The 25100-nt window shown below is 67.7% G+C and carries 23 protein-coding genes, 1 pseudogene and 1 riboswitch; of the genes and pseudogenes, 12 read left to right on the top strand and 12 right to left on the bottom strand.

Annotated elements, in window-relative coordinates:
- Positions 1-6: 6 nt before the first annotated feature.
- Positions 7-1389: a bifunctional o-acetylhomoserine/o-acetylserine sulfhydrylase gene (locus A5764_RS06495; protein ID WP_067110337.1), complete on the bottom strand. Its 1383-nt coding sequence runs from the start codon at positions 1387-1389 to the stop codon at positions 7-9.
- A gap of 176 nt (positions 1390-1565) precedes the next feature.
- Positions 1566-1685: riboswitch (SAM riboswitch) on the bottom strand.
- Between the two features lie 179 nt (positions 1686-1864).
- On the opposite strand from A5764_RS06495, the gene A5764_RS06490 reads away from it, so the two are divergent.
- Positions 1865-4111, top strand: a complete 2247-nt coding sequence (locus A5764_RS06490; protein ID WP_067110335.1) for an NADP-dependent isocitrate dehydrogenase — start codon at positions 1865-1867, stop codon at positions 4109-4111.
- Between the two features lie 28 nt (positions 4112-4139).
- On the top strand, positions 4140-5369 hold the full coding sequence (locus A5764_RS06485) for an NADP-dependent isocitrate dehydrogenase (RefSeq protein WP_067110332.1): 1230 nt from the start codon (positions 4140-4142) through the stop codon (positions 5367-5369).
- A 10-nt stretch (positions 5370-5379) separates the two neighbouring features.
- On the opposite strand, the gene A5764_RS06480 is transcribed toward A5764_RS06485, so the two are convergent.
- Positions 5380-6177, bottom strand: coding sequence for an alpha/beta fold hydrolase (locus A5764_RS06480; RefSeq protein WP_067110410.1), 798 nt, complete (start codon positions 6175-6177; stop codon positions 5380-5382).
- Between the two features lie 139 nt (positions 6178-6316).
- Between A5764_RS06480 and trpS the strand changes: the two genes are divergently transcribed.
- Positions 6317-7348: a tryptophan--tRNA ligase gene (trpS, locus tag A5764_RS06475; RefSeq protein ID WP_067110330.1), complete on the top strand. Its 1032-nt coding sequence runs from the start codon at positions 6317-6319 to the stop codon at positions 7346-7348.
- Positions 7349-7356: 8 nt separating this feature from the next.
- Positions 7357-8385, top strand: coding sequence for an inner membrane protein YhjD (yhjD, locus tag A5764_RS06470; protein ID WP_067110327.1), 1029 nt, complete (start codon positions 7357-7359; stop codon positions 8383-8385).
- Here yhjD and nagA read toward each other — a convergent pair.
- From nagA to A5764_RS06455, 3 genes are read right to left on the bottom strand one after another with little or no spacing between them, the layout of a single operon-like run.
- Positions 8382-9479, bottom strand: coding sequence for an N-acetylglucosamine-6-phosphate deacetylase (nagA, locus tag A5764_RS06465; protein WP_369807281.1), 1098 nt, complete (start codon positions 9477-9479; stop codon positions 8382-8384). The genes yhjD and nagA overlap by 4 nt on opposite strands.
- A gap of 14 nt (positions 9480-9493) precedes the next feature.
- Positions 9494-10873: a sugar porter family MFS transporter gene (locus A5764_RS06460; protein ID WP_067110321.1), complete on the bottom strand. Its 1380-nt coding sequence runs from the start codon at positions 10871-10873 to the stop codon at positions 9494-9496.
- Complete coding sequence (locus A5764_RS06455; protein ID WP_067110318.1) at positions 10870-12108, bottom strand: D-alanyl-D-alanine carboxypeptidase family protein; 1239 nt, start codon at positions 12106-12108, stop codon at positions 10870-10872. Before A5764_RS06455 ends, A5764_RS06460 begins: the two co-directional genes overlap by 4 nt.
- A 217-nt stretch (positions 12109-12325) precedes the next feature.
- Between A5764_RS06455 and A5764_RS06450 the strand changes: the two genes are divergently transcribed.
- Complete coding sequence (locus tag A5764_RS06450; protein WP_067110408.1) at positions 12326-12577, top strand: hypothetical protein; 252 nt, start codon at positions 12326-12328, stop codon at positions 12575-12577.
- On the opposite strand, the gene A5764_RS06445 is transcribed toward A5764_RS06450, so the two are convergent.
- Positions 12552-13883, bottom strand: coding sequence for an aspartate aminotransferase family protein (locus tag A5764_RS06445; protein ID WP_067110315.1), 1332 nt, complete (start codon positions 13881-13883; stop codon positions 12552-12554). The genes A5764_RS06450 and A5764_RS06445 overlap by 26 nt on opposite strands.
- Before the next feature lie 147 nt (positions 13884-14030).
- On the opposite strand from A5764_RS06445, the gene A5764_RS06440 reads away from it, so the two are divergent.
- Positions 14031-14939 (top strand): sigma-70 family RNA polymerase sigma factor, encoded by a 909-nt coding sequence (locus tag A5764_RS06440; protein ID WP_067110312.1) that lies wholly within the window; start codon positions 14031-14033, stop codon positions 14937-14939.
- A 205-nt stretch (positions 14940-15144) separates the two neighbouring features.
- Here A5764_RS06440 and A5764_RS06435 read toward each other — a convergent pair.
- Positions 15145-15765, bottom strand: a pseudogene (locus A5764_RS06435) (carboxymuconolactone decarboxylase family protein); the annotation flags it as partial.
- A 419-nt stretch (positions 15766-16184) separates the two neighbouring features.
- Here A5764_RS06435 and A5764_RS06430 point away from each other — a divergent pair.
- Positions 16185-16658: a hypothetical protein gene (locus A5764_RS06430; protein ID WP_231989630.1), complete on the top strand. Its 474-nt coding sequence runs from the start codon at positions 16185-16187 to the stop codon at positions 16656-16658.
- Positions 16659-16674: 16 nt separating this feature from the next.
- Here A5764_RS06430 and A5764_RS06425 read toward each other — a convergent pair whose 3' ends face one another.
- From A5764_RS06425 to sdhC, 4 genes are read right to left on the bottom strand one after another with little or no spacing between them, the layout of a single operon-like run.
- Entirely contained in the window at positions 16675-17505 is an 831-nt protein-coding gene (locus tag A5764_RS06425; RefSeq protein WP_067110310.1) for a succinate dehydrogenase iron-sulfur subunit, read from the bottom strand.
- A complete protein-coding gene (sdhA, locus tag A5764_RS06420; protein ID WP_067110308.1) occupies positions 17505-19277 on the bottom strand; it encodes a succinate dehydrogenase flavoprotein subunit in 1773 nt (590 codons plus the stop codon). The genes A5764_RS06425 and sdhA overlap by 1 nt, the downstream gene beginning before the upstream one ends.
- A 19-nt stretch (positions 19278-19296) precedes the next feature.
- Positions 19297-19764, bottom strand: a complete 468-nt coding sequence (locus A5764_RS06415) for a succinate dehydrogenase hydrophobic membrane anchor subunit (RefSeq protein WP_067110306.1) — start codon at positions 19762-19764, stop codon at positions 19297-19299.
- Entirely contained in the window at positions 19761-20099 is a 339-nt protein-coding gene (gene sdhC, locus A5764_RS06410; protein ID WP_067110305.1) for a succinate dehydrogenase, cytochrome b556 subunit, read from the bottom strand. Before sdhC ends, A5764_RS06415 begins: the two co-directional genes overlap by 4 nt.
- Positions 20100-20360: 261 nt before the next feature.
- Between sdhC and A5764_RS06405 the strand changes: the two genes are divergently transcribed.
- Genes A5764_RS06405 through A5764_RS06395 form a run of 3 tightly spaced genes read left to right on the top strand, consistent with a single transcriptional unit; the run spans position 20361 to position 23142 of the window.
- A complete protein-coding gene (locus tag A5764_RS06405) occupies positions 20361-20759 on the top strand; it encodes a cytidine deaminase (RefSeq protein ID WP_067110302.1) in 399 nt (132 codons plus the stop codon).
- Positions 20756-22057 carry a thymidine phosphorylase gene (locus A5764_RS06400; protein ID WP_067110300.1) on the top strand — a complete coding sequence of 434 codons (1302 nt, stop codon included), beginning with the start codon at positions 20756-20758 and terminating at the stop codon, positions 22055-22057. Before A5764_RS06405 ends, A5764_RS06400 begins: the two co-directional genes overlap by 4 nt.
- Entirely contained in the window at positions 22054-23142 is a 1089-nt protein-coding gene (locus tag A5764_RS06395) for an adenosine deaminase (protein WP_067110297.1), read from the top strand. The genes A5764_RS06400 and A5764_RS06395 overlap by 4 nt, the downstream gene beginning before the upstream one ends.
- A 47-nt stretch (positions 23143-23189) precedes the next feature.
- On the opposite strand, the gene A5764_RS06390 is transcribed toward A5764_RS06395, so the two are convergent.
- A complete protein-coding gene (locus tag A5764_RS06390) occupies positions 23190-23474 on the bottom strand; it encodes a GlsB/YeaQ/YmgE family stress response membrane protein (RefSeq protein WP_067110295.1) in 285 nt (94 codons plus the stop codon).
- Between the two features lie 213 nt (positions 23475-23687).
- On the opposite strand from A5764_RS06390, the gene A5764_RS06385 reads away from it, so the two are divergent.
- Both A5764_RS06385 and A5764_RS06380 read left to right on the top strand, forming a co-directional pair.
- Positions 23688-24719 carry a cupin gene (locus A5764_RS06385; RefSeq protein ID WP_067110292.1) on the top strand — a complete coding sequence of 344 codons (1032 nt, stop codon included), beginning with the start codon at positions 23688-23690 and terminating at the stop codon, positions 24717-24719.
- Between the two features lie 69 nt (positions 24720-24788).
- The coding region (locus A5764_RS06380) for a BatA domain-containing protein (RefSeq protein WP_197501222.1) at positions 24789-25100 on the top strand (312 nt) is incomplete at its 3' end.

The raw sequence follows: 25100 nt of genomic DNA, 5'->3' as shown, positions 1-25100 counted from the left end.
GCACCCTCAGAACGCCGCTGGGATCTTAGCGGCCTGCGGGTCGGCCCCGGCCGCCTCGGTCCCGAATCTCCGAGCCGCGGCGAAGCCGAGCTCCAGGTCGGCCAGGATGTCGTCGATGCCTTCGATGCCGACGGCCAGCCGCACCAGCCCGGGGCTGACCCCGGTGGACAGCTGCTCCTCGGGCGAAAGCTGCGCGTGTGTGGTCGACGCCGGGTGGATCACCAGCGAGCGCACGTCGCCAATGTTGGCGACGTGGCTGTGCAGCTTGAGCGCGTTGACGAACGCCTTGCCGGCCTCGATGCCGCCGGCCAGCTCGAACGCCAGCACCGCCCCAGTTCCCTTGGGCGCCAGCTTCTTTGCCCGCTCGTACCAGGGCGAGCTGGGCAGGCCCGCGTAGTTCACGGACACCACGCCTTGGTTGTCGTCTCGGCGGCGGGCCAAAAATTCGGCGACGCGTTGCGCGTTGGCGACGTGGCGCTCCATGCGCAGGCTCAGCGTCTCGATGCCCTGGGCCACCAGGAACGCGTTGAACGGCGAAGCGGCCGACCCGAGGTCGCGCAGCAGCTGCACGCGCGCCTTGAGCGCGTACGCCGGCGGCCCCAGCTCGGCGAACACCACGCCGTGGTAACTCGGGTCTGGCGTGGTGAACCCGGGGAAGCGGCCCTGCGTCCAGTCGAAGGTGCCGCCGTCGACGATGACGCCCGCGATCGCGGCGCCGTGGCCCCCGAGGTACTTGGTCGCCGAGTGCACCACGATGTCGGCGCCCTGGGTGAACGGCTGGATCAGGTAAGGCGTGGCGATGGTGTTGTCGACGATCAGCGGCACCCCGTTGGCGTGGGCGACGCCGGAGACCCCGGGGGTGTCCAGCACGTCGATCTGCGGATTGGAGATCGTCTCGGCGAAGAACGCCTTGGTGTTCGGCCGCACCGCCGCCTGCCAGGAATCCAGATCATCGGGGTCCTCGACGAAGCTGACCTCGATGCCGAGCTTCGGCAGCGAATAGTGGAACAGGTTGTAAGTGCCGCCGTAGAGCCGCGGGCTGGAGACAATATGATCCCCGGCACTCGCGAGGTTCAATATGGCGAAAGTCTCAGCGGCCTGCCCGGACGACAGGAACAGCGCGGCCACGCCACCCTCGAGCGCGGCGATGCGCTGCTCGACGACGTCGGTGGTCGGGTTGCCGATCCGGGTGTAGATGTTGCCCGGAACCTCGAGCCCGAACAGCGCGGCGGCGTGCGAGGTGTCTTCGAAGACGTAGGAGGTGGTCTGGTAAATCGGCAGGGCGCGGGCGTTGGTCGCCGAGTCCGGGCTCTGGCCGGCGTGGACCTGCTTGGTTTCGAACGACCAATGCGCGGTCGGATCGGTTTCGGTGCTGTTCTCGGAGCTCACGGGCGGTGCTTTCTGCTAGAGGGTGAATCAGATACCGGGGCGCTCGCAGGCGTCCGACGCCATCGCCGATGACGTCGACCGCAGACCGGCGGCTAGCACCGGAACACGAGGAGGCGCGAATGAGCTGGTTGGATGCACATCACGTTGCCCTGTCTACTCAGGGGCCCGTCATGGCGGACCCGCGCTTGCCGGATAGCCGGTTGGGGCTACTCAACCCGGTCATCACCCGGGGCACCCCACCGCGGTTGGAGGGTTGCCGGCCAGCAAGCCGGGGCTATGCGCTGGCACTCATGACCAATACGAAGACTATATATTGTGCCGACTTGATGCCACCCCGGTGCCAGTGGCGGAACTGGCGGACGGTGCACATGCAGGTGGACACCTGTCCAAACACCCTTGATAACGTGGCAGGAAGAACGCCGACCCCCCAGACATCTGACCGATATTCGAAGATTTTGACGCCGGGAGAGGGACCGTGAGCGCCGAACAACCGACCGTCATCTACACGCTGACCGACGAAGCGCCGCTGCTGGCCACCTATGCGTTCCTGCCGATCCTGCGTGCCTTCGCCGAGCCGGCGGGCATCGAGATCAAGACCAGTGACATCTCCGTGGCCGCCCGGATTCTCGCCGAGTTCCCCGACCACCTCACCGAAGAACAGCGGGTTCCGGACAACCTGGGCGAGCTGGGCCGGCTGACGCAGCTCGCCGACACCAACATCATCAAGCTGCCGAACATCAGTGCCTCCGTCCCCCAGCTGATCGCCGCCGTCAAGGAACTGCAGGGCCAGGGATTCAAGATTCCGGACTTTCCGCAGAGTCCGAAGACCGACGAGGACTCCGAAATCCGGGATTGCTATGCCAAGTGCCTCGGCAGCGCGGTCAATCCGGTCCTGCGGCAGGGCAATTCGGACCGGCGCGCGCCAAAGGCCGTCAAGGAGTACGCGCGCAGGCACCCCCACAGCATGGGGGAATGGTCGCCGGCGTCGCGCACTCACGTCGCGACCATGCGGCACGGCGACTTCTACCACGGTGAGAAGTCGATGACGCTGGACCGCGCGCGCGACGTGAAGATGGTGCTGGAGACCAAGGGCGGGGAGACCCTCGAGCTCAAGGGAAAGGTCGAGCTGCGCGAAGGCGACGTCATCGACAGCATGTTCATGAGCAAGAAGGCCCTCTGCGAGTTCTACGAGGAGCAGATGCAGGACGCCTACGAGACCGGCGTGATGTTCTCGCTCCACGTGAAGGCCACCATGATGAAGGTCTCCCACCCCATCGTCTTCGGCCACGCTGTGAAGACCTTCTACAAGGAGGCGTTCGCCATGCACCAGGAGCTGTTCGACGAGCTCGGCGTCAACGTCAACAACGGATTGGTCGATCTGTACAACAGGATCGAGTCGCTGCCCGACCTGCTGCACGAGGAGATCATCCGCGACCTGCACGCCTGCCACGAGCACCGCCCCGAGCTGGCGATGGTCGACTCGGCCAAGGGCATCACCAACTTTCATTCGCCCAGCGACGTGATCGTGGACGCGTCGATGCCGGCGATGATCCGCGCCGGCGGCAAGATGTGGGGCGCCGACGGGCGGCAGAAGGACACCAAGGCCGTCAACCCCGAGTCCACGTTCTCCCGCATCTACCAAGAGATCATCAACTTTTGTAAAACCCACGGGCAGTTCGATCCGACAACCATGGGCACCGTGCCCAACGTCGGCCTGATGGCCCAACAGGCCGAGGAATACGGCTCGCACGACAAGACGTTCGAGGTGCCCGAAGACGGTGTGGCCAACATCGTCGACCTGGACACCGGGGAAGTCCTGCTGACCCAGCACGTGGAAGCCGGCGACATCTGGCGCATGCCCATCGTGACGGACGAAGCGATCCGCGACTGGGTCAAGCTGGCCGTCACCCGAGCGCGAAACGCGGGCATGACGGTGGTGTTCTGGCTGGACACCGAGCGGCCGCACGAGGTCGAGCTGCGCAAGAAGGTCAAGGAGTATCTGAAGGAGCACGACACCGAGGGCCTCGAGATTCAGATCATGCCGCAGGTGTGGGCCATGAGGTACACCCTGGAGCGCGCGATGCGCGGACAGGACACCATCGCCGCGACCGGAAACATCCTGCGCGACTACCTCACCGACCTGTTCCCGATCCTCGAGCTGGGCACCAGCGCCAAGATGCTGTCCGTCGTGCCGCTGATGGCCGGCGGCGGGATGTACGAAACCGGAGCGGGCGGTTCGGCGCCCAAACACGTCCACCAACTCGTCGAGGAAAATCATCTGCGCTGGGATTCCCTCGGCGAGTTCCTCGCTCTTGGAGCGTGTTTCGAAGACATCGGTATCAAGTCCGGCCACGAGCGCGCCAAGCTTCTGGGCAAGACGCTGGATGCCGCGATCGGCAAGCTGCTGGAAAACAACAAAAGTCCGTCGCGCAAGACCGGTGAACTCGATAACCGCGGCAGCCAGTTCTACCTGGCGCTGTACTGGGCCAGGGAACTCGCCGCGCAATCCGACGACGAGGAGTTGCGCGAGCACTTCGCCGCGCTTGCCGACTCGTTGAGCAAAAACGAGGAGGCCATCGTGGCCGAGCTTGGCGAGGCGCAGGGCCAGGCGGTCGACATCGGTGGCTACTATCACCCGGACAGCGAGAAGACGACTGCAGTGATGCGGCCGAGCAAGACGTTCAATGAGGCACTAGCAGCTTCGCAGGGCTCCCGAAGTTAAGGGCCGCGAGGAGGAAGTCGAGCTCGATATGTCCAACGAACCCAAGATCAAAGTTCAGGGCCCGGTAGTAGAGCTCGACGGTGACGAGATGACCCGTGTCATCTGGAAGTTCATCAAGGACATGCTGATCCTGCCCCACCTCGACATCAATCTGGACTACTACGACCTGGGTATCGAGCACCGCGACCGCACCGACGACCAGGTGACGATCGACGCGGCGTATGCCATCAAGAAGCACGGCGTGGGCGTCAAGTGCGCGACCATCACCCCCGACGAAGCCCGGGTCCAGGAGTTCAACCTCAAGAAGATGTGGCTCTCGCCCAATGGGACGATCCGGAACATCCTGGGCGGCACCATCTTCCGCGAGCCGATCGTGATCTCGAATGTGCCGCGGTTGGTTCCGGGCTGGACCAAGCCGATCGTTATCGGCCGTCACGCTTTTGGCGACCAGTACCGGGCGACGAACTTCAAGGTCGAACAGGCGGGCACCGTCACGCTGACGTTCACGCCCGCTGACGGCAGCGAGCCGATGGTGCACGAGGTGGTGTCCATTCCCGAAGAGGGCGGCGTCGTGATGGGGATGTACAACTTCAAGGAATCCATCCGCGACTTCGCGCGCGCCTCATTCGCCTACGGCCTGAACGCCAAGTGGCCGGTGTACCTGTCGACCAAGAACACCATCCTCAAGGCCTACGACGGCATGTTCAAAGACGAGTTCCAGTGCGTCTATGAAGAGGAGTTCAAGGAGCAGTTCGAAGCCGAGGGACTGACCTACGAGCACCGGCTCATCGACGACATGGTGGCGGCCTGCCTCAAATGGGAGGGCGGCTACGTGTGGGCCTGCAAGAACTACGACGGTGACGTGCAGTCCGACACCGTCGCCCAGGGCTACGGCTCGCTGGGCCTGATGACGTCCGTGCTGATGACGGCCGACGGGAAGACGGTCGAGGCCGAGGCCGCGCACGGCACCGTGACCCGCCACTTCCGCCAGTACCGGGCCGGCAAACCGACGTCGACGAACCCGATCGCCTCGATCTTCGCCTGGACCCGCGGACTGCAGCACCGCGGCAAGCTGGACGACACCCCCGAGGTGATCGAGTTCGCGAAGAAGCTGGAAGAGGTGGTCATCGCCACCGTCGAGGGCGGCAAGATGACCAAGGACCTCGCCATCCTGATCGGTCCCGACCAGGAGTGGCAGAACAGCGAGGAATTCCTCAATTCCATCGCCGAGAACCTGGAGAAGGCTCTAGCTGGTTAGGGGCGACCGACTAGCCGGCGGACTCCTGGCGGTCCCGGTCAGGCTCGACGCACTGGTCGAGGAAGTCGCGGATGACCTCGGTCACCCGCTCGGACGCTTCCAGCGTGGGGACGTGTCCGACACCGTCGAGCGTGGTGACCTTGGTTCCCTTGGGGAGGAAGTCGGTGAAATGCCGGCTGAACCGGCGCGGCGGGAAGATTCGATCCTTCTCGCACAGCACCAGGTGTGTCGGTACGGCGGTCTCGGCCAACTCCAGCAGCCCGGGCTGCAGCAGCGCCTTGACCAGCAACTGGAAATAGGCCGGGCAGTGCGCGGCGTCGTCGACAACGCCGGACAGTTGGCGCTCGCTGAGGCCGTCCGGTGATCCGCTCAGCGGCCCGGTGGCCAGCTGACGGCTGAACGGCAGCTGCAGCGCCCGTTGCCCGAGCAAGCGAGCTGCAAACAAGACCGGCATGAGCGCGATGAATTTGCCGATGACCAGGAATTTGCCCGGGCTCCAGCGCGTCCATCCGCCCGCGGGTGCAATGCCGGTCACGCTGCGTGCCCGGCCGCGCCGCTCCAACTCGAACGCGACCCAGCCGCCCAGCGAGTTGCCGACGATATGGGCCGTCTTCCAGCCCAGTTCGTCCATCTGACGCTCCACGTGGTCGGCCAGCACCGCGGAGCTCAGCAGCCAGGTGCCGGCGTACCGACCGCCGTTGTGACCGGCCATCGTCGGGGCGAACACCTCGTAACGGCCGGTGTCGGCCAGGCGCCGGGCCACGTCGTCCCACACCGTCTGGGACAGCAGGAACGGGTGCAGCAACAGGACGGGTTCTCCGGAGCCCAGGTGGATCGGCGCACGAGACGTCATACCGCGACACTAAAGGCGGTACCGGCGGTACCGCAACAAAGGGGTGACCGGTGGTCGAACCGCACGCCGTCCGTCGTGAAAAGATCGGGGCATCATGAGCACCTCCACCGGATCCCGCCGGATTTTCTCCGGCGTGCAGCCCACCTCCGATTCGCTTCACCTGGGTAACGCGTTGGGTGCGATCACCCAGTGGGTGGGCCTGCAGGACGACCACCCGGACGAGTACGACGCGTTCTTCTGCGTGGTCGACCTGCACGCCATCACCATCGCGCAGGATCCCGAGGCGCTGCGCCGCCGCACCCTGATCACGGCCGCCCAATACCTGGCCCTGGGCATCGACCCCGCCCGCAGCACCGTCTTCGTGCAGAGCCACGTGCCCGCGCACACCCAGTTGGCGTGGGTGCTGGGTTGCTTCACCGGCTTCGGTCAGGCGTCGCGGATGACGCAATTCAAGGACAAGTCGGCGCGCCAGGGCAGCGACTCGACCACCGTGGGCCTGTTCACCTACCCGGTGCTGCAGGCCGCCGACGTGCTGGCCTACGACACCGACCTGGTGCCCGTGGGCGAGGATCAGCGCCAGCACCTCGAGCTGGCCCGCGACGTCGCGCAGCGGTTCAACAGCCGCTTCCCCGACACCTTCGTTGTCCCCGACGTCCTCATCCCCAAGGTCACCGCCAAGATCTACGACCTGGCCGACCCGACGTCGAAGATGAGCAAATCCGCGGCCACCGATGCCGGGCTGATCAACCTGCTCGACGACCCGGCATTGTCGGCCAAGAAGATTCGCTCGGCCGTGACCGACAGCGAGCGCGAGATCCGTTATGACACCGACGCCAAGCCGGGCGTGTCCAACCTGCTGACCATCCAGTCGGCGGTCACCGGCGTCGGGATCGACAAGCTTGTCGACGGTTACGCCGGGCGCGGCTATGGCGACCTGAAGAAGGACACCGCCGAGGCCGTCGTCGAGTTCGTGCGCCCGATCAAGGCCCGGGTCGACGAATTGATGGGAGACCGCACCGAATTGGAGTCGGTGCTCGCCAGCGGTGCGGGCCGAGCCGACGACGTGGCGGGCAAAACCGTTCAGCGGGTTTACGATCGGTTAGGCTTTCTTCCCCAACCGAAATAGGTCTCACCATGAGCGAGCCGGGCAAGCCGGGGATCCTGGATCGGCTGCGGGCCCGGTTTGCGTGGTTCGACCATGTGATGCGCGCCTACCAGCGCTTCGACAACCGCAAGGGCGGCTTCTTGGCCGCGGGCCTGACCTATTACACGATCTTCGCGCTATTTCCTTTGCTGATGGTCGGTTTCGCGGTGTTCGGGTTCCTGCTGGCCCGGCGGCACGAACTGTTGCGCACGATCGATGACCACATCCGGTCCTCGGTGCCCGGCGCGCTCGGTCAGCAGCTGGTGGACCTGATGGACTCGGCGATCGACGCGCGGACCTCGGTCGGTGTCATCGGGCTGGCGACCGCGGCCTGGGCGGGCCTGGGCTGGATCTCGCACCTGCGAGCCGCGGTGACCGAGATGTGGTGGGAACAGCGCATCGAGTCACCGGGCTTCGTGCGCAACAAGCTGTCCGATCTGATCGCCATGGTGGGGACGTTCGCGGTGACCCTAGCCACGGTCGCCCTTTCCACGCTGGGTCAGTCCGCGCCGATGCGTGCGGTACTGAGATGGGCTGGCGTTCCTGAGCTTTCGGTGTTCGACTGGGTCTTCAGGGCCCTATCCATATTGGTCTCCATGCTGGTGTCGTGGCTGCTGTTCACCTGGCTGATCGCCCGGCTGCCGCGGGAGAAGGTCGACGTGGTCGCCTCGATCTGGGCCGGGTTGCTGGCGTCGTTCGGGTTCGAGGCGTTCAAGCAGGTGGCGTCGATCTTCCTGCGGACGGTGGTGCGCAGCCCGGCGGGGGCCACGTTCGGGCCGGTGCTGGGCCTGATGGTGTTCTCCTACATCACGGCGTATCTCGTGCTGTTCGCCACCGCCTGGGCGGCCACGGCTTCCAGCGATCCGCGAGTCAAGCCAGTCGATCCGCCGCCGCCGGCGATCATCGCGCCGCGGGTGCAGGTGGACGAGGGGCTCAGCGCGCGTCAGACGCTGACCGCGATGGGCTTGGGAGCCTTTGGGGCGCTTATCGTTTCGCGGCTGACCCGTCGGCTGCGCTAGCCGCCCATCCGCCAGTCGCCACGCACCATGACGGCCGCGACGTGCAGATCGCGATCCAGCACAACGAGATTGGCGTCGTAGCCGGCCCGCAGGCTACCCACCCGGCCGAGGCCGAGCGCGCGGGCCGGTGTCGCCGAGGTCACCTGCGCTGCGGCGGCCAACCCGACATCAGAGGCCACCGTGCGAAACAGCTCGTCCATGGTGGCGGTGCTGCCGGCGATCGTGGACGTCCCGCGCACGCGGGCCACCCCGGACACGACGTCGATCGGCACGGCACCGAGCCGAAACGCCCCGTCGCCGCGGCCGGCCGCGGCAATGGCGTCGGTGACCACGGCGACGCGCCAGGGTCCGGCGGCCCGGATCACCGCGCGCGTCACCTCCGGGTGCACGTGCACGCCGTCGGCGATCAGTTCGACGGTCACGTCCGGGTCCTGCAGCAGGGCCAGCGCGGGCCCCGGCTCGCGGTGATGCAGCGGCGGCATCGCGTTGAACAGATGGGTGCCCAGCGTGGCGCCCGCGGCGATGGCGCGCTTGGTCAGCTCATAGGTCGCATCCGTATGCCCCAGGGCCACAACAACTCCGGCATCCAGAAAACGACGAATCGCCTCGTCGCCTCCGGGCAGTTCGGGCGCTAGCGTCACCATCCGGACCGCGCCCTCACCCGCGGCCAGCACGGCGTCGATCTCGGCGAGGTCCGGGTCACGCATCAGGGCGGGGTCGTGGGCCCCGCAGCGCGCCCGGCTCAGCCACGGCCCCTCCAAATGGATGCCGGCGACGGTGCCGCGCCGCGTGGCGGCGGCGAGCGCGCGAACGCCGGCCATCAGGTCCGCCGGCCCGGCGGTGACCAGGCTGGCCAGCGTCGTGGTGGTGCCGTGCCGCAGGTGAAACCCGGCGGCCGCGGCGATGCCGTCGCCGTCGGTGTAGGAGGCGCCGCCCCCGCCGTGCACATGCATGTCGATAAACCCCGGCACCACAATGCAATCGGGGAAGTCCCGATCGGCGGGCCGGGGAGGCGGGGCGGCGCCGCAGGCCGCGATCCGCCCGTCGGACGTCTCCAACCATCCCGGCCGGTTGACCCGCCCGTCGAGGACCATCGTCCCCGCGCAGATCACAGGCACGGGTTCTCCCAGTGGCCCCCGTTTTCCCAGAAGTGCCGGATCTCCTCGAGCTGGCGGCCCTTGGTCTCCGGCGCGTAGCGGTAGACGAAGCCGAAAGCGACCACCGCGAACGACGCAAACAGCGCGAAAGTCCCTGCGCCGCCCAGTGAATGCAGCATGGTCAGAAAGACTGCGGCGATGATCGCGTTGGCCACCAGGTTGGAGGTCAGCATCGCGCTCGACCCGAGGGACCGCAGCCGGGACGGGAAGCTTTCGCTGGCATACACCCAGCCCAGCGAGCCGAAACCCATGGTGTAGCCGATGATGAACACCAGCAGGCCCGCGAACCCGAAAACCAGCCCGACACCGCCGAGGCCCCGGGCGAACACGACCAACAGCACCACGTCGGCCGCGATCATCATGGCGATGCCGCACAACAGGATCGGGCGCCGGCCCACCCGGTCGACCAGGGCCACCGAGATGCCCACGGCACCCAAGCCGGCTACCTGAACCAGCGCCGGCAACCCCAGCAGCGCGAAGTTGCCGGTGAAGCCCATGGCCTCGAATATCCGCGGGCTGTAGTAGATGATCCCGTTGATACCGGTGATCTGGATCAGAAAGCCGAGCGTGATCACGAAGGCGGTGGCCCGCGCGTATGGGCTTCGAAACATTTCCCGCAGCATCTCGGAGATGCCGCCTCCGGAGCCGGATGAGCCCTCGCCCAACGCCGCGCCGATCTCGGCAAGCTCGGCATCGACGTCGGCGGTGGGTTCCACCCGCAGCAGCGCCGCCCGGGCGTCGTCCACCCGGCCCTTCAGCAGGTACCACCGGCCCGTGTCGGGCATGCGAATCAACAAGGGCAGCAATAGCATTGCGGGCAACACGGCCAGCCCCAGCATCCACCGCCAGCTGTGGGTGCCGGCCAGCAGATAGCCGGTCAGATACCCGACGATGAGGCCGCTGACGATCATCAGCTGATAGGCCGTCAGCAGCGATCCGCGCACCGCCGCCGGGGCGGACTCCGCGACGTACACCGGGACGACCACCACCGACACGCCGATGGTCACGCCGAGCAGAAAGCGCGCCGCCAACAGCATCGGCAGCGACACCGAAAGCGCGCCCAACAGCGCGAACGCCGCGTAGGCCACGAGTACCAGCACCACCGACTTTTTTCGCCCGATCGCGTTGGCGAGCGCCCCCGCACCGAGAGCCCCGGGGATCTGGCCGATCACCACCATCGTGGTCAGCAGTTCTTGTTGCCGCGTCGTGAGCCCGAATTCCTCGGTGACGAACAACTGCACGCCGGCGATGATCGACAGGTCGTAACCGTAGATGAGGCCGACGCTGGCGGCGGTGAGCGCGACCAGCAGGCCCCGCGGCCGGCCGATCAACGGTGCTGCGGTCGGCGGTTCATCGAGCGTGCGACCATGATCAAACTAAACACGATGACGGTGCCGACCACGGCAACGCCCACCCGCACCGGCACCGCGTCCGCCGACGGCATGAACCCGGCGGCCTGCATGCCGGCACCTTGCCGGTCGGCGGCGGCGTCTCGTTTGCTCGGCAGCAGCGACGGATCGGGCTCGATCAGGGTGCCCACCTGGGTGCCCTGGGGCGTGCTGAACCCGTAGTCCAGCAGGTGGGCCGCCTGTTCCCACGGGGCGATCGGCTGCCGTGTCCCGTGCAGTAGCACCGCCACCAGCCGTCGCCCGTCGTGGTTGGCCGCGCCCACGAAGGTCTGTCCGGCGTCGTCGGTGTAGCCGGTCTTGCCGCCCAGCGCGCCGGGATACTTGTAGAGCAGCTGGTTGTCGTTTTCCAGCTCGTAGCCGGGGTGGTCGCCGTGGCCTGGGAAGTCGAAGGTCCGCGTCGCCACGATGTCGGCGAAGGTCGGGTTCTGCCATGCGTAGCGGTAGAACAGGCCGATGTCGTAGGCCGAGGTGCTCATGCCGGGCCCGTCCAGCCCGGACGGCGTCGCCACCCGGGTGTCGCGGCCGCCGAGCTTCGCGGCCAGCACGTTGATCTTCTCCACCGCCTGCTGCATCCCGCCGAGCTGCATGGCCAGGGCGTGCGCGGCGTCGTTGCCGGAGTGCATCAGCAGCCCGTGCAGCAGCTGGTTGACTGTGAACACGCCGCCGGGCTGAACGCCCACCTTGGTGCCCTCGGCGGCCGCGTCCTCGTCGGTGCCCTGGACCGACTTGTTGAGGGGCAGCGCGTTGAGGGACGCCATCGCGACGAGCACCTTGATGATGCTGGCCGGACGGTGACGCCCGTGTGGGTCCTTGGTGGCGATGACGGCGCCGCTGTCCAGGTCGGCGACCAGCCACGCGTCGGCGGACACGTCGTTCGGCAGCGGCGGCGTGTTCGGTGCGGCGACGATGCCGCAGCCGCCCAGCGCCTCGCCGCCGACCGGCTTGGGGGGCACCGCCAGCGGCATCGGCGGGTCGCCGGCTGTGGGGGCCTCCGAGGAGTCCACGGCGGGCGGGGTGTTCACCTGGTACGGGCAGTTCGCCGGTCCCGCGTTGGGGCCGGGGGGCGGCTCGGCCATCGCCGGGGCGGCGAGCGCCACCGGCGCGGCCATCATAAAAACGGCCGCTGCCAGGCACGACGCGGGGCGTAGGAGGTTCATTGCTTGTGCAGACTAGGCGATGCGCGGCCGGATTCCCGGGAGCCGCGCTGTGACTGGTGGGACGGAAGTTACGACAGCTTGCCGGTGGGCGGGGACCGACGCGACCCGTTACGCTGGCATGCTGTCAGTGCGACACCAACTGCGGTCCAAAGGGCGTGCCATTCCAAACAACGGGTTCTGGTCGAGATGGCGACGCGACGGCGACGGTCCGCGATCGCTGGAAAATCTGCTCAAGCAGGTCGAGAAGGGGACCCAGGTTCGCAGCTCCGGTCTCGACGGCGTGTTGACCGAGCTGAAGGCGCACCGCGACACCGCGCCCGAGGGCGACCTACGGTCCGCGCTCACCTGGCTCTGCAACGCTCAGACGCGGATGGCGGCCAGCGCGTCGCCCACGCATTCGCGGGAGGTGTTGCTGGCCGCCTACGAGGTCAAGCGCGTCCTCGCTACAGCCGGGCCGACTCCTCGCTGAGTACGGCCCGCAGGATCGCCTCGATGGTGTCGAATTCGGCCTGACCGCTGATCAGCGGCGGCGCCAGCTGGATCACGGAGTCGCCGCGGTCGTCGGTGCGGCAGTACAACCCGGCCGCGAACAGCGCCGACGACACCCGGCGCAGCAGGGCGCGGCGTTCGTCGTCGGTGAAGGTCTGCTTCGTCGCCTGATCCTTGACGAGTTCGACGCCGTAGAAGTAGCCCTCGCCGCGGACGTCGCCGACGATGGGCAGGTCGTACAGCTTCTCCAGGGTGACGCGGAATTTCGGCGCGTGCTGTTTGACGCGGTCGTTGAGCGCTTCGCGCTCGAAGATGTCGAGGTTGGCCAGCGCCACCGCCGCCGACACCGGGTGGCCGCCGAACGTGTAGCCGTGCGGGAACATCGTTTCGCCGTCGTTGAACGGCTCGAACAACCGCTCGCTGGCGATCATCGCGCCGATCGGTGAGTAGCCCGACGTCATGCCCTTGGCGCAGGTGATCATGTCCGGCACATAGCCGACGTCGTCACACGCGAACATCGACCCGATCCGGCCGAACGCGCAGATCACCTCGTCGGAGACCAGCAGCACGTCGTACTCGTCGCAGATCTGGCGCACCCGTTCGAAATAGCCTGGGGGAGCGGTGATGCTGCCGCCCGCGTTCTGCACCGGTTCTAAGAACACCGCGGCGACGGTGTCGGGTCCTTCGAACTCGATCGCCTCGGCGATCCGGTCGGCGGCCCACCGCCCGAAGGCCTTCGCGTCGGTGTGAAACGGTTCGGACGCGCGGTAGAAGTTGGTGTTGGGGACCCGGAAGCCGCCGGGCGTCACGGGCTCGAACGGCGCCTTGTAGCGCGGTAGCCCGGTGATCGCCAGCGCGCCCTGGGTGGTGCCGTGGTAGGCGACCGACCGCGAAATCACCTTGTGCTTACCGGGTTTGCCGGTGAGCTTGAAGTACTGCTTGGCGACCTTCCACGCGGTCTCGACGGCCTCGGTGCCGCCGGTGGTGAAGAACACCCGGCTCAGGTCGCCGGGCGCGTAGTGCGCCAGCCGATCGGCGAGCTCGATCGCGGTCGGGGTGGCATATCCCCAGAGCGGGAAGAACGCCAGGGTGCTCGCCTGCCGGGCGGCGACCTCGGCGAGTTCGGTGCGGCCGTGGCCGACCTGCACGGTGAACAGCCCGGACAGCCCGTCGAGGTAGTTCTTGCCGCGGTCGTCGAAGATGGTGACGCCCTCGCCGCGGGTGATGATCGGCGGCGTGACGTCCGGGCCGTGCCGGGCGAAGTGCAGCCAGAGGTGTTCGGTCATGTTGCTTGCGAGCGTAGCGCTGGGTTCGATTGCCCGGCTCCTCACTCGCGCCGTTCCGGCGCTCGCCGTCGCCGGGCTAGGTTCGATTGCCCGGCTCCTCACTCGCGCCGTTCCGGCGCTCGCCGTCGCCGGGCTAGGCTCTCGGATATGACCTCAGCCCAGCAGGTCAGCGAATTCGAGGCGCTGCGGCCACATCTCATCGCAGTCGCCTACCGGCTGACCGGCACCGTGGCCGACGCCGAGGACATCGTCCAGGACGCGTGGCTGCGCTGGCACGGGCAGCGGCAGGCGATCACCGACCTACGGGCCTGGCTGACCACCGTGGTGAGCCGGCTGGGTCTGGACCGGCTGCGGTCGGCCGCGCACCGCCGCGAGACCTACACCGGCAACTGGCTGCCCGAGCCGGTGGTCACCGGGTTCGACCAGGCCGACCCGCTGTCCCTCGTGGTCGCCAACGAGGACGCCCGCTTTGCGGCGATGGTGGTGCTCGAACGGCTGTCCCCCGACCAGCGGGTCGCGTTCGTCCTGCACGACGGGTTCGCCGTGCCGTTCGCCGAAGTGGCCGACGCGCTGGGCACCAGCGAGGCCGCCGCCCGGCAGCTGGCTTCCCGGGCCCGCAAGGCCGTCACCGAGGGGCCGGCGCCCAAACCCGACCCGTCGCACAACGAGGTGGTCGGAAAGCTGATGGCCGCCATGGCCGCCGGCGACGTGGACGCGGTGGTGGCGCTGTTGCATCCGGACGTGACGTTCATCGGCGATTCGAATGGCAAGGCGCCCACCGCCGTTCAGGTCATCCACGGCCCCGACAAGGTGGTCCGGTTCATCTTCGGCCTGGCGCAGCGGTACGGGCCGGCGATGTTCACGTCGTATCAGCTGGGGCTGGTCAACGGCGAATTAGGCATCTACACGCCGGGCTGCCCGGCGAGTGACGGCTATCGGGAGCTGATGCCACGCATCATGGCGATGACGGTGCGAGACGGAAGGGTCTGCGCCCTATGGGATATCGCCAACCCCGAGAAGTTCACCGGCTCTCCGTTGCGGGAGCTGCCTCGGTAGCCACCGGCGACGACCCGCTGCGCCCGTGTACGCCGCGCTTGCGATCGTCGGTAGCCACCGGCGACGACCCGCTGCGCCCGGCTACGCCGCGCTTGCGATCGTCGGTAGCCACCGGCGACGACCCGCTGCGCCCGTGTACGCCGCGCTTGCGATCGTCGCTAGCCACCGGCGACGACCCGCTGCGCCCGGCTACGCCGCGCTTGCGATCGTCGCTAGCCCAGGGGATGCGGCAGGCGTCCCCGGAATTGAAGCCCTGCTCGGTGATTCCGAGCGCGGAGTTCATCCGCGCCCGCATGTTCTCCACCCCGATCTGATAGGTCAGCTCGAACACGCCGGCATCGCCGAAGCGGGCCCGCAGGTCGGCGACCTGCTCGTCGGTGACCGTGTGCGGGTCGGTGGTCATCGCGTCGGCATAGGCGATGGCGGCGCGCTCGTCGTCGGTGAAGGCGGGCGAGGTTGCGTAGTTGTCGATGTCCTGCAGGCGCTCCATGTCCAGGCCGGCCAGGCGCTGCAGCATGGAGCCGAAGTCGACGCACCACGAGCAGCCAATGGCGCGCGCGGTCCAATACACCGCCAGCTCGCGGACGCTGGCCGGCAGCGTCTTCGACGCGCGGTCGAGCATGGTCTCGTGCACGGCGCCGGCGACCATCAGCTTGCGATGGTGTGCGGCGACGGCGAAGGGCTCCGGCACTTGACCGTAGCGCCGCTTGGCCACCCGATACATGACACGGGTCAGCAGTCCGGCGCGCTGGGGGGCAAGGGGCTCGATGCGGGTTTTCTGGGTCATACCCGTGAGACGAACCCGCCCACCAGAGTGTGACGGGCCGCTGGAACTGAAAGGTGATTTTCGACCGTGCTATCGCCTTCGCGGATCGAGTGGTGAGGGCGGTGCGGTGCTTCGATCGCGGACATGGTCCGGCACCGCGACGGGCACGCGGCGGCAATCCGTCTCGTCGGCCCAGCCTCGACTGGGGGGTGACCGCCTGCATCGGCACCGCCTGCGCCCGTTTCCACGACAGCGCACCCGAACCACAATCACTTCTGGAGGAGTCGATCAGCGCGTCCGGCCGGCCATGTACCAGGAACGGTTGGGGGCAACCAGAGTCATCATCACGAGCTCTGCTGAGCTGCCAGCGGTCGATCATTGCCGGCCGGCGCGTGTTTTTCGGTGCGGGCGTCGGGTACCCGAGCCTTACCCGTGCCGCCATCCAGTGCTGCAGGGTGCGAGAGGGTGAGGAGATAGTGATGACCTCTCAAAATGAACAGGAATCAGCAAACGCGCGGCTTGAGCATTTCGACGATCCGCAGTTGGGCGGCGGCGTGCGCGACACCGGCTCGGACACCCCCGAGCAGGGCCGCGGGGACCGCCCCGTCGGAACCGTGGACGAAGACGCCAACCCGCCGATGAGCGATCCGACCGCGTCGGACACGTACGGCGGCACCGGTGAATTGCCTCCGCAGGACACGGGGAGCGCGGTCCCGCCGTACGAGGGACGTCAAGAGAGCGCCGCGGGCGGCAGCGAAGGCGCGGGCGGCGCGACGGGTCCCGCCGCGGACTCCAGTTTCAAGTCGGCCAGCCCGTCGGATACCCCCGGCGGCCGGAGTCAGTCCCCGGCCGACGAGCAACCCGCCTCGGAAATGCCGGAATCCGACCGCGACGACGACAGCGTCGGGCCGGCGCACGTGGAGGGCACCGGCCGCGGCGAATCCAAGGGCTGAAACTCAGGTCCGGCACTCAGCGCGAGAACATGATCGCGCGCTTGACCTCCTGGATCGCCTTGGTGACCTCGATGCCGCGCGGGCAGGACTCGGTGCAGTTGAACGTGGTCCGGCACCGCCACACGCCGTCGACCTCGTTGAGGATGTCGAGGCGCTCGGCGGCGGCCTCGTCGCGGCTGTCGAAGATGAAGCGGTGCGCGTTCACGATCGCCGCCGGCCCGTAGTACTGGCCCTCGTGCCAGAACACCGGGCAGCTGGTGGTGCAGCACGCGCACAGGATGCACTTGGTGGTGTCGTCGTAGCGGGCACGGTCGGTCGGGCTCTGGATGCGTTCCCGCGTCGGGGGATTGCCGGTGGTGACCAGGTAGGGCTTGACCGCGCGGTAGGCGTCGAAGAACGGCTCCATGTCGACGACGAGGTCCTTCTCCACCGGCAGCCCGCGGATCGGCTCGACCGTGATGGTCAGCGGCTTGCCGGGCTTCCCCTTCTTTTGAGCGGGCAGCAGGTCGCGCATCAGCACCTTGCACGCCAGCCGGTTGACGCCGTTGATGCGCATGGCGTCCGACCCGCACACCCCGTGGGCGCAGGATCGCCGGAAGGTCAGCGTCCCGTCCAGGTAGCTCTTGATGTAGATCAGCAGATTGAGCATCCGGTCGCTGGGCAGGCACGGCACCCGAAAGCTCTGCCACCCACCGGTTTCCGCGAACGCGTCGGGCTGATCGGGGTTGAACCGGGCGATCTTGACGGTCACCATCACCGCGCCGTCGGGGATCGCCGGCAAGGGAGGCTCGAGCGTCGACTGGACCTGCGGTGCCTCGTGGGGTTCCAGGCCGTCGCCTGCGGTCATCAGTACTTCCGTTCCTTGGGTTCGTAGCGGGTCTGCACGACGGGCTTGAAGTCCAGCGCGATGTCGCTCAGCAGATCGGTGCCCTGCTTATCGGCCCCAATTTCCTTATAGGCCATGGTGTGGCGCATGTAGTTGACGTCGTCACGGTTGGGGTAGTCCTCGCGGGCGTGGCCGCCGCGCGACTCCTTGCGATTCAGCGCGCCCACCACGGTGACCTCGGCCAACTCCAGCAAGAAGCCCAGCTCGATGGCCTCCAGCAGGTCGCTGTTGAAGCGCTTTCCCTTGTCGTGCACGGTAATTCGCGAATACCGTTCCTTCAACGCATGGATGTCGGTGAGCGCCTGCTTCAGCGTCTCCTCGGTGCGGAACACCGCGGCATTGTTGTCCATCGATTGCTGCAGCGCGTTGCGGATGTCGGCGACGCGCTCGTTGCCGTGCTCGGAAAGGATGTCGCCCACCCAGCCGACGACCATTTCCGCCGGGTTCGGCGGCATGTCGACGAAGTCGTGCCCTTGCGCGTAATCGGCCGCGGCGCTGCCGGCGCGGCGGCCGAAGACGTTGATGTCCAGCAGCGAGTTGGTGCCCAGCCGGTTGGCGCCGTGCACCGACACGCAGGCGCACTCCCCGGCCGCGTACAGCCCCGGGACGGTGGACGTGTTGTCCCGCAACACCTGTCCGGTGACGGTGGTCGGGATGCCGCCCATCACGTAGTGACAGGTGGGGTAGACCGGGACCAGCTCGTGCACCGGGTCCACGCCCAGGTAGGTGCGGGCGAACTCGGTGATGTCGGGCAGCTTGGACTCCAGCACGTCCTCGCCGAGGTGGCGGACGTCGATGTAGACGTAGTCCTTGTGCGGGCCCGCGCCGCGGCCCTCCAGAACCTCGAGGACCATCGAGCGGGCGACGATGTCGCGCGGGGCCAGGTCGACGATGGTCGGGGCGTAGCGCTCCATGAAGCGTTCGCCCTCCCCGTTGAGCAGCCGGCCGCCCTCGCCGCGCACGGCCTCGGAGATCAGGATGCCCAGACCGGCCAGCCCGGTCGGGTGAAACTGGTGAAACTCCATGTCCTCCAACGGAAGTCCCTTGCGGAAGACGATGCCAATGCCGTCGCCGGTCAGCGTGTGCGCGTTGGAGGTGGTCTTGTACATGCGGCCCGAGCCGCCGGTCGCGATCACGACGGCCTTGGCGTGGAAGACGTGGATCTCGCCGGTGGCCAGCTCGTAGGCGACCACGCCGGTGGCCACCGGCCCGCTCGGGGTCTGGGTGAGCACCAGGTCCAGCGCGTAGAACTCGTTGAAGAACTGCACGTCGTACTTGACGCAGTTCTGGTAGAGCGTCTGCAGGATCATGTGGCCGGTGCGGTCGGCGGCGTAGCAGGCCCGGCGCACGGGCGCCTTGCCGTGGTCGCGGGTGTGCCCGCCGAAACGGCGCTGGTCGATGCGGCCCTCGGGGGTGCGGTTGAACGGCATCCCCAGCTTCTCCAGGTCGAGCACCGCGTCGATGGCTTCCTTGCACATGATCTCGACGGCGTCCTGGTCGGCCAGGTAGTCGCCGCCCTTGACGGTGTCGAAGGTGTGCCATTCCCAGTTGTCGTCTTCGACGTTGGCCAGCGCGGCGCACATGCCGCCCTGCGCGGCGCCGGTGTGGCTGCGGGTGGGGTAGAGCTTGGTGAGCACCGCGGTGCGCACCCGCGGCCCGGCCTCGACGGCGGCCCGCATCCCGGCACCGCCCGCGCCGACGATCACCACGTCGTAACGGTGTTGCTGGATCAACTCGGGTTGCCTCCCTCGATCAGGAAATGTTGGGGTCGAACGTCACCAGCACGTAGGTCCCCAACACCAGCGTGAACCCCATCGACAACAGCAGCAGACTGTTGAGCCAGAACCGGGTGCTGTCCTTGCGGCTGTAGTCGTCGATGATGGTGCGCAGGCCGTTGCCGCCGTGCAGCTGCGCCAGCCACAGCAGCGCCAAATCCCAGAACTGCCAGAACGGCGACGCCCAGCGCTGCGCCACGTAGTTGAAGTCGATGCGGTACACGCCGTTGTCCCACATCAGCATGATGAACAGGTGCCCGACCGCCAGGAACACCAGCGCCACCCCGGAAAACCGCATGAACAGCCACGCGAACTTCTCGAAGTTCGGGATGCCGGCGCGGCGCCGTGGCGAGCGGGGATTGTCCAGGCTGGCGGGGCGGTCGTGGAAGCGCTGCCGCACCGGCGCGACCTGGCCGCGCCCAAGCTGAAGATCGGGGCTGGTCATCGGATGTGCTCCATCATGTGGATGGCGGCCACCACGCCGGCCGGAACCATGAGCAGCAAAAAGACGATGCCGACGACCCAGAACATCAGCCGCTGGTGGCGGGGGCCCTCGGACCAGAAGTCGATCAGGATGATCCGGATCCCGTTGAGCCCGTGGAACAGCACCGCGGCGACCAGGCCGTATTCCATCAGGCCGACGATCGGGGTCTGGTAGTCGTGGATCACCGCGTTATAGGTCTGCGGGCTCACCCGCAGCATCGCGGCGTCCAGGACGTGGACGAACAGGAAGAAGAAGATCGTCGCGCCGCTGATCCGATGCAACACCCACGACCACATACCGGGGTCCCCCCGGTACAGGGTCCGGGGTGGGCGCCGCTTGCGCGTCTTCGCGGATGCTTGCTGGGATGCAGCCGGATCCGCGGTTGCCTGCGTAGTCACCCAGTCCTCACCGCCTTCTTGGACGTCAAACGCACTCGAGTCGGGCAGTCCAGCCTAACCCTGCCAGGTAGCGGGCCGTGCCCAACAGTCGCCGGGCGAAGTTCGTGTCACAGGTAGGGTGTTCGCTCGAGTCGGCCCATCGGTGAGCGGGGGTGCGAGATGCCTGATGTCGATTGGAATGCGCTGCGGGACAAGGCAATCCACGCGGCAGCGGGAGCGTATGCGCCGTACTCCAAGTTCGCGGTGGGAGCTGCCGCGGTGGCGGACGACGGCCGCGTGGTGACCGGCTGCAATGTGGAGAACGTCTCATATGGCCTTGGTCTCTGTGCCGAGTGCGGTGTGGTTTGCGCCCTACATGCGACCGGCGGGGGCCGGCTGATCGCGCTGGCGTGCGTAGACGCGCAAGGATCCCCGCTGATGCCATGCGGTCGATGCCGTCAGGTGCTGCTGGAACACGGCGGCCCCGAGCTGCTCATCGACCATCCGGCCGGGCCGCGCCGGCTGGGTCAGCTGCTGCCCGATGCCTTCGGGGCCGACCTGCCACGGGAACCAAGTTGACCGACTTCGCATTCGACGCGCCGATGGTGATCAGGACCAAACGCGACGGCCACCGGTTGTCCGACGCCGCCATCGACTGGGTGATCGACGCGTACACCGGCGGCCGGGTCGCCGACGAACAGATGGCGGCGCTGTTGATGGCGATCGTGTGGCGCGGCATGGACCGCGGCGAGATCGCCCGGTGGACGGCGGCGACGGTGGCGTCGGGCGAACGCTTGGATTTCACCGGCCTGCGCCGCGGCGGCAAGCCGCTGGCGACGGTGGACAAGCACTCCACCGGCGGCGTCGGAGACAAGACCACGCTCGCGTTGGTGCCCGTCGTCGCCGCGTGCGGTGCCGCGGTGCCCAAGGCGTCGGGCCGCGGGCTCGGGCATACCGGCGGCACCCTGGACAAGCTGGAATCCATCCCCGGCTTCACCGCGGACCTGTCCGACCGGCAGGTGCGCGACCAGCTGTCCGACGTCGGCGCGGCGATATTCGCCGCCGGCCGGTTGGCGCCGGCCGACAAGAAGCTTTACGCGCTGCGCGACATCACCGCGACGGTCGAGTCGCTGCCGCTGATCGCCAGCTCGGTGATGAGCAAGAAGCTCGCCGAAGGGGTCGGCGCGATCGTCCTCGACGTCAAGGTCGGCTCGGGGGCGCTGCTGGAGTCCGAGGCGCAATGCCGCGAACTGGCGCACACCATGGTCGAGCTCGGCGCCGCCCACTCGGTGCCCACCCACGCGCTGCTGACCGACATGAGCGCCCCGCTGGGCGCGGCCGTCGGCAACGCGATCGAGGTCGCCGAGGCGCTTGAGGTGCTGGCCGGCGGCGGGCCGCCCGACCTGGTGGAGCTGACCGTGCGGCTGGCCTGCGAGATGCTGCAGCTCGCCGGCATCGACGACCGCGACCCCGCCGGGGCGCTGCGCGACGGCACCGCGATGGACCGATTTCGCCGGCTGGTCGCGGCCCAGGGCGGGGATCTTTCGGTCCCGTTGCCGATCGGTTCGTGTTCCGAGACCGTGACCGCGCACCGGGGCGGCACAATGGGCGATATCGACGCGATGGCGGTGGGGCTGGCGGCTTGGCGGCTCGGCGCGGGCAGGTCCCGTCCGGGCGAACCGGTGCAGGCGGGCGCCGGGATCTCGATCCACCGCCGGCCGGGGGAGCCCGTCACCGCCGGTGAGCCGGTGTTCACCCTCTACACCGATACGCCCGAACGCTTCGGCGCCGCGCTGGCCGAGCTGGACGGCGCCTGGAGCGTCGGCGACACCGCACCGGTTTCTAGGCCGCTGATCATCGATCGGATCACCACGTGACGACACCACTGGCGCTAGACCAGATCAAAAAGGCCCCCAAGGCGCTGCTGCACGACCACCTCGACGGCGGGCTGCGCCCGGCGACGGTGATCGACATCGCCGCCCAGACCGGCTACGACGGGCTGCCCGCCACCGACACCGACCACCTGGCGACGTGGTTTCGCACCCGCTCGCACAGCGGCTCGCTGGAGCGCTATCTGGAGCCGTTTTCCCACACCGTCGCGGTGATGCAGACGCCCGACGCGCTCTACCGGGTCGCCTACGAGTGCGTCGAGGACCTGGCCGCCGACGCGGTCGTCTACGCCGAGGTGCGGTTCGCCCCCGAGCTGCATATCGACCGCGGGCTGTCCTTCGACGAGATCGTCGATTCCGTGCTGGACGGTTTTGCCGCCGGGGAGAAGGCCTGCGCCGCCGAGGGCCGGCCCATCAAGGTGCGGCTGTTGGTCACCGCCATGCGACACGCCGCGGTGTCGCGGGAGATCGCCGAGCTGGCGATCCGCTTCCGCGACAAGGGCGTGGTGGGATTCGACATCGCCGGCGCCGAGGCGGGCAACCCGCCGACGCGGCACCTCGACGCCTTCGAGTACATGCGAGACCACAACGCGCGCTTCACGATTCATGCCGGCGAGGCGTTCGGGCTGCCGTCCATCCACGAGGCGATCGCGTTCTGTGGTGCCGACCGGCTGGGTCACGGGGTACGCATCGTCGACGACATCGACGTCCTCGATGACGGGGGAGTCCGGTTGGGCAGGCTGGCATCGATCCTGCGGGACAAGCGAATTCCACTGGAGCTGTGCCCGAGCTCCAACGTCCAGACCGGGGCGGTCAAAAGCATCGCCGACCACCCGTTCGATCTGTTGGCGCGGGCCCGGTTCCGCGTCACCGTCAACACCGACAACCGGCTGATGAGCGACACCACGATGAGCCTCGAAATGCACCGACTGGTCGAGGCTTTCGGTTACGGCTGGAGCGATCTGGAGCGGTTCACCATCAACGCGATGAAGTCGGCGTTCATCCCGTTCGACGAGCGGCTGGCGATCATCGACGAGGTGATCAAGCCGCGGTATGCGGTGCTGATCGGCTAGCGCGGCAAGCTCGCCGCCGCTGAGCGGCGGCGAGCTTGGCCGTTGGGCTACCGGGTCAGCCTGTGACCGGTGCGACGCCCGGTCACGGCTTCGTAGATCGCGATCAGGACGATCGCGGCGGCGACGCCGATGAAGAACGGAATCCAAGCGATTCCGCCATTGGCGTTGTGGTAGCCGAACTGGCTGGCCACCGCCGAGCCGATCAGGCCACCCACGGCCCCGAGCACGACCGTCATGATCATGCCGACGTTTTGCTTGCCCGGCATGACCAGGCGTGCCACCACACCGATGACCGCGCCCACGATGATGGCGAGGATTATTGATCCAATCATTGCTGCTCCCGTTCGTAGCGACGCCCCGTGTGGGCACCGTCTGGTACGCGGGTTCCCCGAATCAACGGGCTTGTAACACAATTCGTCGGGCCGTTGGGCCGGACAGGATCACGTCTGGCGGTCCGGCGCAGCTTGCCGAACCGGGGGTTGACACTGAGATACAAGATAGATACATTTGAAATGCAAGACACACCCGATGAGGAAGGCGCTGGAATGTCCATCGCACACGAGACGCAGTCACTAACCCCCGACTTGGACCCAACGGTTCCCGCGCCGCCGACCAACGTGGCCGAGTACGGCTTCGAGGGCCGGTTTGAAGAGTGGGCCGATGACGCCCGCTACTTCGAGTACTCGAAGGCCGCCAACCCCATCGGCTCCGGCCACGCGCCACAGGTCCCGATCAAGCAGTTCGGTCCCGAGCTGTACCTGGACGCGCCGACCGGCGTCGTCCCGCTGGATCTGTCCGCGGACCTGGGCATCACCGGCCCGGCAACCAGCCCCGCGCTCTTGGCCAACTTCGTGCGCATTCGTGCGGGCGAGCACGTCGGCACCAGCCCCAACGCCACCTCGCAGTTGTTCTACGTGCTCTACGGCCGGGGCTACGCGGCCGTCAACGGTCGGCTGATCACGTGGGAAAAGGGCGACTTCGTGACCCTGCCCGCCGGAATGCGCTCGGTGTTCTACGCCGACGCCGAGACGGCCATGTACTGGGTGCACGACGAGCCGCTGCTGCGCTACCTGGGCGCCGAGGCGACCCGGCCGCGCTTCCGCGCCACCAAGTTCCGCCGCGCCGATGCGGTGGCCAAGCTGGAGGAGATCGCCGCCCGGCCCGGGGCCAACGAGAAGAGCCGCGTCAGCGTGCTCCTGGCCAACGCCGACCAGGAGCAGACGCTGACCATCACCCACGTGCTGTGGGCGATGCTCGGTGTCCTTCCGCCGCATCAGGAGCAGCGCCCACACCGGCACCAGTCGGTCGCGCTGGACCTCATCCTCGACGCCCCGCCCCGCGGCTGCTACACGATGCTGGGGACTCGCCTGGACGAGCGCGGCGACATCGTCGACCCGATCCGGGTGGACTGGCAGGCCGGCGGCGCCTTCACCACCCCGCCGGGCATGTGGCACGCCCACTACAACGAGAGCGACCAGCCCGCCCACCTGATCCCCGTCCAGGACGCCGGCCTGCAAACCCACCTGCGCAGCCTCGACATCAAGTTCACCCAGCGCCGGGACCTCGCCGCCGGCTGACCCGGCTCGTTCGGGGCGGCCGGGCCGCCCCAATGCACCGTCGACGTTTGACGAATAGTGTGGCTGGACATGAAGTTGCCGCTGCTGGGCCCGGTGTCGCTGACCGGGTTCCAGAACGCCTGGTTCTTCTTGTTCCTGCTGGCCGTGCTGCTGGTGATCGGCATCTACGTCGCGGTGCAGTTCGCCCGCCGCCGGCGGGTGCTGCGGTTCGCCAACATGGAGGTGCTGGAGCGGGTCGCGCCGCTGCGCTCGGGCCGCTGGCGGCACGTGCCGACGATCCTGCTCGCGGTGTCGCTGGTGCTGCTGACCACCGCGATGGCGGGCCCGACGTCCGACATCCGGATCCCGTTGAACCGTGCGGTCGTCATGCTGGTCATCGAC

It is taken from the genome of Mycobacterium sp. 852002-51057_SCH5723018, from assembly GCF_001667035.1.
GTDB lineage: Bacteria > Actinomycetota > Actinomycetes > Mycobacteriales > Mycobacteriaceae > Mycobacterium.
This window is presented reverse-complemented; position numbering and strand designations above follow the sequence as displayed.

Bases quoted from the DNA above. Each gene is read 5' to 3' on its own strand.
- A5764_RS06455 (WP_067110318.1), bottom strand. From the start codon at position 12,108: ATGAACCTCCTACGCCCCGCGTCGTGCCTGGCAGCGGCCGTTTTTATG.
- A5764_RS06405 (WP_067110302.1), top strand. From the start codon at position 20,361: ATGCCTGATGTCGATTGGAATGCGCTGCGGGACAAGGCAATCCACGCG.
- trpS (WP_067110330.1), top strand. From the start codon at position 6,317: ATGAGCACCTCCACCGGATCCCGCCGGATTTTCTCCGGCGTGCAGCCC.
- A5764_RS06430 (WP_231989630.1), top strand. From the start codon at position 16,185: ATGACCTCTCAAAATGAACAGGAATCAGCAAACGCGCGGCTTGAGCAT.
- yhjD (WP_067110327.1), top strand. From the start codon at position 7,357: ATGAGCGAGCCGGGCAAGCCGGGGATCCTGGATCGGCTGCGGGCCCGG.
- A5764_RS06385 (WP_067110292.1), top strand. From the start codon at position 23,688: ATGTCCATCGCACACGAGACGCAGTCACTAACCCCCGACTTGGACCCA.
- A5764_RS06445 (WP_067110315.1), bottom strand. From the start codon at position 13,883: ATGACCGAACACCTCTGGCTGCACTTCGCCCGGCACGGCCCGGACGTC.
- nagA (WP_369807281.1), bottom strand. From the start codon at position 9,479: ATGGTCCTCGACGGGCGGGTCAACCGGCCGGGATGGTTGGAGACGTCC.
- sdhC (WP_067110305.1), bottom strand. From the start codon at position 20,099: ATGTGGTCGTGGGTGTTGCATCGGATCAGCGGCGCGACGATCTTCTTC.
- A5764_RS06415 (WP_067110306.1), bottom strand. From the start codon at position 19,764: ATGACCAGCCCCGATCTTCAGCTTGGGCGCGGCCAGGTCGCGCCGGTG.
- A5764_RS06425 (WP_067110310.1), bottom strand. From the start codon at position 17,505: ATGACCGCAGGCGACGGCCTGGAACCCCACGAGGCACCGCAGGTCCAG.
- A5764_RS06485 (WP_067110332.1), top strand. From the start codon at position 4,140: ATGTCCAACGAACCCAAGATCAAAGTTCAGGGCCCGGTAGTAGAGCTC.
- A5764_RS06440 (WP_067110312.1), top strand. From the start codon at position 14,031: ATGACCTCAGCCCAGCAGGTCAGCGAATTCGAGGCGCTGCGGCCACAT.
- A5764_RS06390 (WP_067110295.1), bottom strand. From the start codon at position 23,474: ATGATTGGATCAATAATCCTCGCCATCATCGTGGGCGCGGTCATCGGT.